Genomic DNA, 8,798 nt, shown 5'->3' with positions numbered 1-8,798 from the left:
ACCAAACAAAAAATTTGGCACTATCACAAACAAAACACACTGTTGAGTTCTCAAACAACACCCACACACCACTGACCAGCCATCCGAAGACAACCAGCTCGCGGGGCAGTCACTGCAATCCGCCACCCGCTCGGGGCAACTTCTCCAGTGTAGGTGACCCGCCCGCCCCAGTCAAACCAGGAGAACCGGACACCCACACTTTCCCACCACCCGAACCAGGCCCTCGCCTCTCGGCTCCGGCCCGCTCCCTGGCGGCTCCGATAAAGTTACACGGGCCGCGGCGAAAGTACTAATCGCCTGGTCAGAGGCGGTTTCGGCGTCGCGTGCCCGATCTCCGCCCCGTCGACCTCACCGATGGGTGGGCACCCGCTCGATCTCGCCGCCGAGGGACCGGACGTTCCCGACGAAGTCGGAGTATCCCCGGTCGATGTGGAAGACCTCGCAGACCTCGGTGACGTCGTCCGCGCACATGCCGGCCAACACGAGCCCGGCCCCGGCGCGGATGTCGCTCGCCCAGACCGTCGCGGAGTCGAGGCGTTCGCGGCCGACGATCTTGGCGTGGTGACCGTCGGTCTCGGCGGTCACGCCCATGCGGACCATCTCCTCGACGAACCGGAACCGTGCCTCGAAGAGGTTCTCGGTCACCACCGACACCCCCTCGGACACGGAGGCGAGTGCGATCGCCATCGGCTGGAGGTCGGTGGGGAAACCGGGGAAGGGCAGGGTCCGGATGTCCCGGGCCCGCGGCCGGCCCTCCTGGGCGACCCGGATCCAGTCGGGCCCGGTCTCGACGTCGGCACCCACCGCGCGCAGGTTCTCCAGCACCACATGGATGAACATGGGGTCGATGCCGGTGACGGTGACGTCGCCCCGGGTCATCACCGCACCCATGGCCCAGGTGGCCGCGACGATCCGGTCCCCGACCACCCGGTGACTGACCGGCGTCAGCTCATCGACGCCGCGGATGGTGATCGTGCTCGTCCCCGCGCCGCTGATCTGTGCCCCCATCTCGTTGAGCAGGTCGCAGATGTCGACGATCTCCGGCTCGCGCGCGGCGTTCTTGAGAACCGAGGTGCCCTCCGCCAGGACCGCCGCGGTCACGAAGGTCTCGGTCGCGCCGACGGACGGGAAGCTCAACTCGTAGTTCGCGCCCCGGAGCTCGGTCGCGTCGGCGACGAGTCGGCCGTGGTCCATGCGGGTGCGGGCGCCGAGCCGGTTGAGTCCGTTCTGGTGCCAGTTGAGGGGACGGCTTCCGATCGCGTCTCCGCCGGGCATCGCGATCACGGCGCGATGATGGCGGCCGACCAGTGGTCCCAGGATGCACACCGATGCGCGCAGGCGCTGGGCCGCTTTGTCATCGGCCACGTGCCCCAACTCAGCCGGGGTGTCGATCACGACGGTGTCGCCGGAGACGTCGACCGTGCACCCGAGGTGGCGCAGCACATCGGCCATCGCGGGGACGTCGGAGATCGTCGGGCAATTGGTCAGCGTCGTCCGCCCCTCGGCCATGAGCGCCACCGCCATCAGCTTGAGCACGCTGTTCTTGGCGCCTGATACGGAGATCTCGCCGGACAGTCGGGTACCGCCGCGGACGAGGAAGCTCTCCTCGCGGGACGTGGGATTAGCGCTCACGGTTCCACCCTAGGCGAGAGGAGGGAGGGATCCGCTCCAGCTCCGGCCCCGCGGCAGCGTAGGTTGGCCGACATGGCTGTTCACCTGACCAAGATCTATACCCGGACCGGCGACGACGGGTCCACGGGCCTCTCCGATTTCTCGCGCGTGAGCAAGAACGATCCCCGACTGGTGGCGTACGCGGACTGCGACGAGGCCAACGCGGCGATCGGCGTGGCCGTGACGCTCGGAGGCCTGGACGACCGTGTCGTCGCGGTACTGCGGACCGTGCAGAACGACCTCTTCGACGCCGGCGCGGACCTGTCGACGCCGGAGGTCGAGGACCCCAAGTACCCGCCGCTGCGCATCGAGCAGGCCTATATCGATCGCCTCGAGAGCTGGATCGACCAGTTCAACGCCGAGGTGCCGGACCTGACGTCGTTCATCCTGCCGGGCGGGTCCCCGGGGGGTGCGTACCTGCACGTCGCCCGCACCGTCACCCGACGGGCGGAGCGTTCGGCATGGGCGGCCGTCGAGGCGCACCCGGAGACGACCTCGGTCCTGCCGGCGAAGTACCTGAATCGGCTGTCGGATCTGCTGTTCGTCCTGGGCCGGGTCGCGAACCCGGAGGGCGACGTCCTGTGGGTGCCCGGCGGGGAGCGGGGCTGACCGGGGCTCAGCGGACGGAGCGCGGCTGACCGGACCGCGACCGGCCGGAGCGGTGCGGGTCAGGGCAGCGCGCCCATGCGGCGCGCTGCGTTGACCGCCTCGAACCGGGTGTGCGCGTCGAGTTTCCGCATCACCGACCGCAGGTAGCTCTTCACCGTCTCGGCACCGATGCCCATGTCGGCGGCGGTCTCGATGTTGGTCTTGCCCTGGGCGACGCACGCCAGCACGTCTAGTTCGCGGCGGGACAACCGCGCGGTGGGCATCTCGGGCGGCGGGGAGACCATCTCGGCGCAGATGCGTTCGAGCTCCGCGCGGACGTCCGGGTCCTCGGTGCGTGAGGCGAGCATCCGCAGGCGGGCGTGGGTCTCGCGCATCCGCTCGTTGGACAGCACGTCGTCCCACCGGCCCTCGCCGGAGCCGGGCCCGACCGGGGCGGCGCCGCGGGCCGCCAGTGCGTCGTTGACCGCGATCTCCTGTTCCAGGGCGCGGGCGGTGGCCGCCATCTGGTTGAGGACCTTCTCGCCGAACCGGACCGAGGAGTGGACACCGGCGTAGATCACCGCGCGTACGTCCTTGCCCACCACGACGGGGATCGCGGCCATCGACCGCAGCCCCTCGGAGAGCACCGGCAGGTCGTACTCGTGGGTGATGACCCCGGCCCGCGGGTAGTCCGCCACGCCGACCGGCTTGCCGGTGGCCATGACCCGACCGCCCACGCCGGCCCCGTAGTGGACCTTGAGGTCCTTCATCGCCGAGGTCCGCATCCCGAGGGACTCGGACAGGACCAACGTGTGGCCCTCCCCGACGACACCACCGATCGTCACGGGGATCCCCGTGGCCTCCCGCAGCGCCGCGATCGCGCTACGCACCGAGGCGAGGTCACGCTTGCGTCGCTGGGAGTCCCCGGCGCCGCTCGGGCCGTGGCCGGTGTTGTCCTCGTCCACGAGGTCTCCTCCCTCGTCCGTGCAGCACCCCCGCCGCGGGCGGTTGGCCCCCCTGCCGGTGCGACACTTCGGCGTCGTCAGCGCCACTATACGCACGTGGTCGGGGTGACGCCGAACCAGAACATGAGAGAGGCGTCAGGTCGTCGGGGGTACCGGCCGCAGCTTCGTCCCCGCACCGCGGTCAGGGGGTGAAAGCTGGATCGAATGCCTCCGGATCCTCGGGATCGGCCAACATCGCGGCGACCCCGGTGACGGGCGCCGCGCGCTGTTCGTCGTAGATCCATTCCTCGACGTCGCTGGAGTCCGGGTCGCCGACGAGGTACGGGTGCAGGCCCAGCATGGCCGAGGCGTCAACCGTCTCCCCGGTGTCCAGCACGGCCTCGTCGAGGAAGCGGACCACCTCGTCGTCGTCCATCTCCACGCCGATCACCACCAGCCCCTCCGGCCCCTCTCCCCCGGCGCGCAGCTCCAACCGGCGGCCCACCAGAGCCACCTCGTAGCGGCGGGGGCCGTCCGCGCCTGCCAGGGTCAACGTGCCCTTGGCGCGGTAGGCGCCGGCCGGCGGCGCCGAGACCGCGGTGAGGAAGCGGCGCGGGTGCAGGGGACCGGCCGGCGTCACGGTGACAGCCGTGTAGCCGCAATGCAGGTGTCCGTGCTCGCTGTGTCCGTGGTCACCGTGCCGGTGGGCACCGCCGGACGTCGCGGCGGGCGTGGCGGGCGCGGTGCGCGGGTCGTCAGGGGCCATACCCAGGAGCAGCCCGGCCGGGACCGCCGCGCGAACCGCCGGGAGCACGGCCACGCGCGGGGCGTGGGTGCGGATCGTCGCGCGGAGCTCGCCGAACCGCTCGCGGGTGACGAGGTCGCACTTGTTGACGACGACGAGGTCGGCCTCCGCCAGGTGCGCCGCGAGTCGCGGATGTCGCGTCATGGCGTCGTCGAGGCCCTCGGCGTCGACGACCTGGACCATCCCCGCGTGGCGCGCCACGTCCCGCGGCACGTCGTGGACCATCCGCGACAGGACGGGCGGCTCGGCCAGGCCACTGGCCTCGATGACCGCGAGGTCCAGGCCCAGCTCGGGACCCGCGAGCCGGGTGAGGGTCTCGCCGAGCTCACCGGCGTCGACCTCGCAGCACACGCAGCCGTTGGCGAGCGAGACCATGGAGTCCACCCGCCCGGCGACGGCGGTGGCGTCCACGTCGATCTCGCCGAAGTCGTTGACGATCGCGGCGATGCGCAGCCCCGGCGCGCCGGACAGCAGGTGGTTGAGCAGGGTGGTCTTGCCCGCGCCCAGGTATCCGGTGAGGACGAGCACGGGCAGGGGCTCACCGGGGGCGCGGTGCGCGTCGTGCGTCCCGCCACCGCCCCCGGCGAGGTGCCCGTGCCTCAGTCCGTCGTTCAGCGACGCCACTCGGGCTTCCGCTTCTCCGCGAACGCGGACATGCCCTCCGTCTGGTCCTCCGTGGCGAACAGCGCGTAGAAGGCGTTCTGCTCGGCGAGCAGGCCCTCCTCGAGGGTGGTCTCGAAGGAACGGTTGACCGCCTGCTTGGCGACGATGGCCGTGGTCTTGCTCATGGAGGCGATCGTGGTGGCGACCTTCATGGTCTCGTCGAGCAGCTCGGCCGCCGGGACGACGCGCGCGACCAGGCCGGAGCGCTCGGCCTCGTCGGCGTCCATCTGGCGGCCGGTCAGGCACAGGTCCATGGCCTTGGCCTTGCCCACCGCACGGGTGAGGCGCTGCGAACCGCCCATGCCGGGGATGACGCCGAGGGTGATCTCGGGCTGGCCGAACTTGGCGTTGTCGCCGGCGATGATCATGTCGCACATCATCGCCAGCTCGCAGCCGCCGCCCAGGGCGAAACCGGACACGGCGGCGATGATCGGCGTGCGCGCGGCGGTGAGGCGCTTCCAGTCGTGGAAGAACCGCTCGAGGTAGATGCCCGGGTAGTTCTTGTCCTTCATCTCCTTGATGTCGGCGCCGGCCGCGAAGGCCTTCTCCGACCCGGTGATGACGATGCACCCGACCCCGGGATCGCCGTCCAACGCCTCGACGGCCTCGACGACCTCCTTCTCCATGCCGCTGGACAGCGCGTTGAGCGCCTTGGGGCGGTTGAGCGTGATGGTCGCGACCCGGTCGGTCTGCTCGACCAGGATGTTCTCGAACTGCTTCTCCGTCACGGACATGCGTGTCTCCAGTCTGTCGTCGTCAGGTGCCTGTGCGCCATTACTTGGAAGTCCTTGTAATAGCTCCGGGGCCGATGCTAGCCGGTCACCGCGCGAGCGGCCCACCGTTCCACAGTCCCGACCGTACGGCCTCGTCGTGGGTGACGGTCGCCTCGCGCGCCTCGGGCACGAGCGGGGTGTACCGCACGAGCGATCCCCAGTCGCGGTCCCAGTCGTGATCGAGGTAGGTCGGCACCGTCTCGCCCTCGAGCAGCAACTCGATGAACCCGATGGGGCCACCGCCGTCCCACGCCTGCCACGTGTTGGTGGAGCTCACGGCCAGTCCCCGATCGGGCAGGACGCGGTACTCGGGCAGTTCGTGGACGCCGGCGTACTCGTCGAACGGGCGCAGGCACGGGGTGTGGAACGCGACCGCCCAGTCCGGCAGCACCGGCCTCGAGTCGCCGACCAGTTGCTGCATGGTGACCAGCTCCGGCATGCGCGGCGGGGTGAACGCGATCCACCGCGACGGGTCCGGGTCGAGGTCGCGGACGACCAACCGGATGGCCGTGGCGTCGTCGGGCAGGGTGTCCGTCGGTACGCGCAGGTTGCGCCAGGACGGAGCCGGCCCGATGTCGATCGGCAGGACCGAGCCCGCCACCTCGAACTCCCCGCCACCGGTGGAGTACTCGACGAGCACCGCGTCGGGAGCGAAGGACCCGGCCACGCCGATCGTGACGAGCGGGTCCTCCCTCTTCCGGTCGTTCTCCCCCGCCCCCTCGGGGAGCCGGTACCAGTCGGTGGTCGTCTCCGCGTTGAACTGCGCACCCGACTGGTGGCTGCCGAGGACCGGCACGCGGGCGGGGTCGAGTCCGAACGGCAGGACTGCGTGGCTGCCGTTGATGCCCTCCCCGATGCGCACGCCGCCCTCGGTGCCGGCGGTGGTCGACGTGGTGTCGGAGCCCTCGCCGGTGCCGGGGGTGTCGGTATCGGCCGCCTGCGTGGCGGTGAGGTCGGTCGGGATCCCGTCGGGGTCGAACACGACCGCCTCGCCGCCGGCCTCGAGCTGGTCCCGGGGCTCGCCGACGGGGGCGAGCAGGCCGGCGTTGGCGTCGGGCTCGGCGAGCACGACATCGGCGATGCCGCACGGCTCGCCGGAGAGAGCGCGGAGGTTCTGCAGGCCCACCGAGTACGCGGGGTACTGGTTGCGGACCGCTGCGGCCATGGAGGCGACGATGACGACGACGACGAGGGCCGCGGCCAGCCCGAGTGGGGCGTGGGAGACCTCACGGGCGAACCGGAGCAGGGGGCAGCGGTCGCCACCGTCCCGCTCCTGCCCGGTGCGCGTCATGAACGGCTCCCGGTAGTGCAGGACCAGGGCGGCGAGGAGTGCCACGAGCATCAGCCCGAGGAACACGGAGTACAGGGTGATCCCGGCGATGGTGGGCTGGGTGCCGCCCCACGGGATGCCGTAGATGGAGATGTACCACCAACCGTTGGTGGAGGTGAAGCTCAGCGCCAGGACGAACAGGACGCCGGCGAGGAAGAGCATGCGGTTGCGCAGCGACCTGGTCGCCGCCGGGAGGACCGCCATGGTCACCAGCGCCGCCAGCGCCGCGCCGATGGTGGCGAAGGCGCCGAAGTGGTGGGTCCACTTGGTGGGGTTGAGCGCCATGAACGCGATCGAGATGGCCGCCAATCCCACGATGCGGCGGGCGGGGCCCACGGACACCCCGGGGATCCGGCCCTTACGGAACAGGATCGCCGCGCAGGTGATGAGGGACAGGAGCATGGCGAGTACACCGAAACGGCGGGCCAGCGAGCCGTCCGGGGTGGGGTTCATCAGCCATTCGTAGCGCCACACCTCCTCGTACCAGCTGCCCGAGGGGCCGACATCCCCGAGCAGCGCCGACGACTGCAGCGTGGTGACCAGCGGCTGGTCGAGGAAGATGAGGTGCAGCACGCCCAGTCCGGCGGCCAGCAGCGGCGCGACGGTCGGTACCCAGCCGTCGCGCTTCGCGCGCCGGATGACGAGCAGCAGTAGTGGCCTGGACGCGGCGATGATGACTGCGATGCAGAACGTTCCCGTGGGCGCTGCGGACAGGGTGAGCCCACCGATGATGAACCCGGTCGCCGCGGGTAGCAGCCGTCCCGTCGCGAGTGCCCGCTCGAGCGAGACCCAGGTGGCCAGGACACCGAAGGCGATGATCGGTTCGGGCCGGAGGCCGTTGTTGTAGGTGAGCCAGAACGCGAGGAAGACCGCGGCGGTGCTCCACCGCACGGCCGCGGCGCGGCGGGCGGCGATGCCGAGCCTCGGGATGACCTCTCGGGACAGCAGGATCCACGAGGCGATGCCGAGCAGCAGCGCGGGCAGTCGGAGCCAGACGCTGCCCAGCGAGATGGCGCTCATCGCTGTGTAGAGGTAGTACGGCATGCCGAACGGCGCGTACGGGGCCCCGTAGTAGCGGAACACCTCGGGCATGTAGCCGCTGGAGACGGCAGCGCGCGCCTCGGTGAGGATGTAGCCGTCGTCGGCGGTGTTGGCCCCGATGACGTGCCACACCAGGAGCGTCGCCACGACCAGCAGGTCCAGCGGACGCGGTTTCCACCAGCCCGGTGGGAGGATGCGTCGCGCGGTCCGCCCGTCCCGCAGGTCGAGCCGGTGCAACGCGACGAGTGCCACGAGGATCGCGAGGATGCCCACGACGATCGCGATCTGCTTGATGGCGGTCGCCTGCGTGGTGTAGCGCGAGTCGACCGTGATGTCGACGGCCATGCCCTCCGGTGCCGCGCCCTCCAGGTCCGTGAACACCCCGACCACCTGTGGACGGAGGTCCGCGTCGATCCGGCCCCCGACGCCCTGCCCGTCGATCTCCAGGCCGACGAACTCGGCACCGATCGAGCCGGAGTCGGCCGTGACGCGGATCGTGGAGCACGCGCCGGGCGCGGCGACCGCGTCGGTGGGCGCGGAGGCGACGAGCGCGTTGCGGCTGCGGACCTCCACGTCGGGGCCGGCCACGGACACCATGAGCGCGCGGGCCGCCGCGCTCTCCCCCGCCTCGCGGGGCGCGGTCGAGACCAGCACGCCGTCCTCGCGGCCGTCGGGCAACTGGCCGACGGCCGTGCACGGCACCTCGACGGTGAGGTCGAGCGGGTAGTACGCGACGAGCGGCGCGGTGACCGGCTCGAGGGTGCCCTCCTCGGGCCAGCTGACGGTGGAGGTGGTCTGCGTGACCGGCAGCAGCGGCACGATGATCGCGAGCAGGATGCCGACGAGTCCGCTGACGGCGGCGACGATCCCCCACCGAGGTCCCCTACGGGACTTTTCCGGCACGTCAGGGACCTCGGCGGCAGTCGATGGCATGGCGTCCACGCTATAACGAGGGGAGGACGTTCCCCGAAACGACGAACGCG

6 protein-coding genes are annotated in these 8,798 nt (G+C 70.9%); 1 reads left to right on the top strand and 5 read right to left on the bottom strand.

The window, feature by feature from the left end; translation table 11 throughout:
* Positions 1-348: 348 nt before the first annotated feature.
* Positions 349-1,632, bottom strand: a complete 1,284-nt coding sequence (murA, locus tag VZF99_RS03385; RefSeq protein WP_407335709.1) for a UDP-N-acetylglucosamine 1-carboxyvinyltransferase — start codon at positions 1,630-1,632, stop codon at positions 349-351.
* A 72-nt stretch (positions 1,633-1,704) separates the two neighbouring features.
* Here murA and VZF99_RS03380 point away from each other — a divergent pair, with 72 nt between their 5' ends.
* On the top strand, positions 1,705-2,280 hold the full coding sequence (locus VZF99_RS03380; RefSeq protein ID WP_096905962.1) for a cob(I)yrinic acid a,c-diamide adenosyltransferase: 576 nt from the start codon (positions 1,705-1,707) through the stop codon (positions 2,278-2,280).
* 59 nt (positions 2,281-2,339) lie between these two features.
* Here the strand turns inward: VZF99_RS03380 and VZF99_RS03375 are convergent, their stop codons facing one another.
* From VZF99_RS03375 to VZF99_RS03360, 4 genes are all read right to left on the bottom strand, one after another.
* Entirely contained in the window at positions 2,340-3,224 is an 885-nt protein-coding gene (locus VZF99_RS03375; RefSeq protein ID WP_120284447.1) for a LuxR C-terminal-related transcriptional regulator, read from the bottom strand.
* A gap of 181 nt (positions 3,225-3,405) precedes the next feature.
* Positions 3,406-4,632, bottom strand: a complete 1,227-nt coding sequence (locus VZF99_RS03370; protein WP_407335708.1) for a CobW family GTP-binding protein — start codon at positions 4,630-4,632, stop codon at positions 3,406-3,408.
* Positions 4,620-5,405 carry an enoyl-CoA hydratase gene (locus VZF99_RS03365; RefSeq protein WP_067712041.1) on the bottom strand — a complete coding sequence of 262 codons (786 nt, stop codon included), beginning with the start codon at positions 5,403-5,405 and terminating at the stop codon, positions 4,620-4,622. The genes VZF99_RS03370 and VZF99_RS03365 overlap by 13 nt, the downstream gene beginning before the upstream one ends.
* Before the next feature lie 85 nt (positions 5,406-5,490).
* Positions 5,491-8,748: an arabinosyltransferase domain-containing protein gene (locus tag VZF99_RS03360; protein ID WP_407335707.1), complete on the bottom strand. Its 3,258-nt coding sequence runs from the start codon at positions 8,746-8,748 to the stop codon at positions 5,491-5,493.
* Positions 8,749-8,798 lie beyond the last annotated feature (50 nt).

This window comes from Dietzia kunjamensis, from assembly GCF_045689975.1.
Classification (GTDB): Bacteria; Actinomycetota; Actinomycetes; order Mycobacteriales; family Mycobacteriaceae; genus Dietzia; species Dietzia kunjamensis.
The sequence above is the reverse complement of the archived record's forward strand: the minus strand, read 5'-3'. Positions and strand labels throughout refer to the sequence as shown.

Bases quoted from the DNA above. Each gene is read 5' to 3' on its own strand.
- VZF99_RS03380 (WP_096905962.1), top strand. From the start codon at position 1,705: ATGGCTGTTCACCTGACCAAGATCTATACCCGGACCGGCGACGACGGG.
- VZF99_RS03365 (WP_067712041.1), bottom strand. From the start codon at position 5,405: ATGTCCGTGACGGAGAAGCAGTTCGAGAACATCCTGGTCGAGCAGACC.
- VZF99_RS03360 (WP_407335707.1), bottom strand. From the start codon at position 8,748: ATGCCATCGACTGCCGCCGAGGTCCCTGACGTGCCGGAAAAGTCCCGT.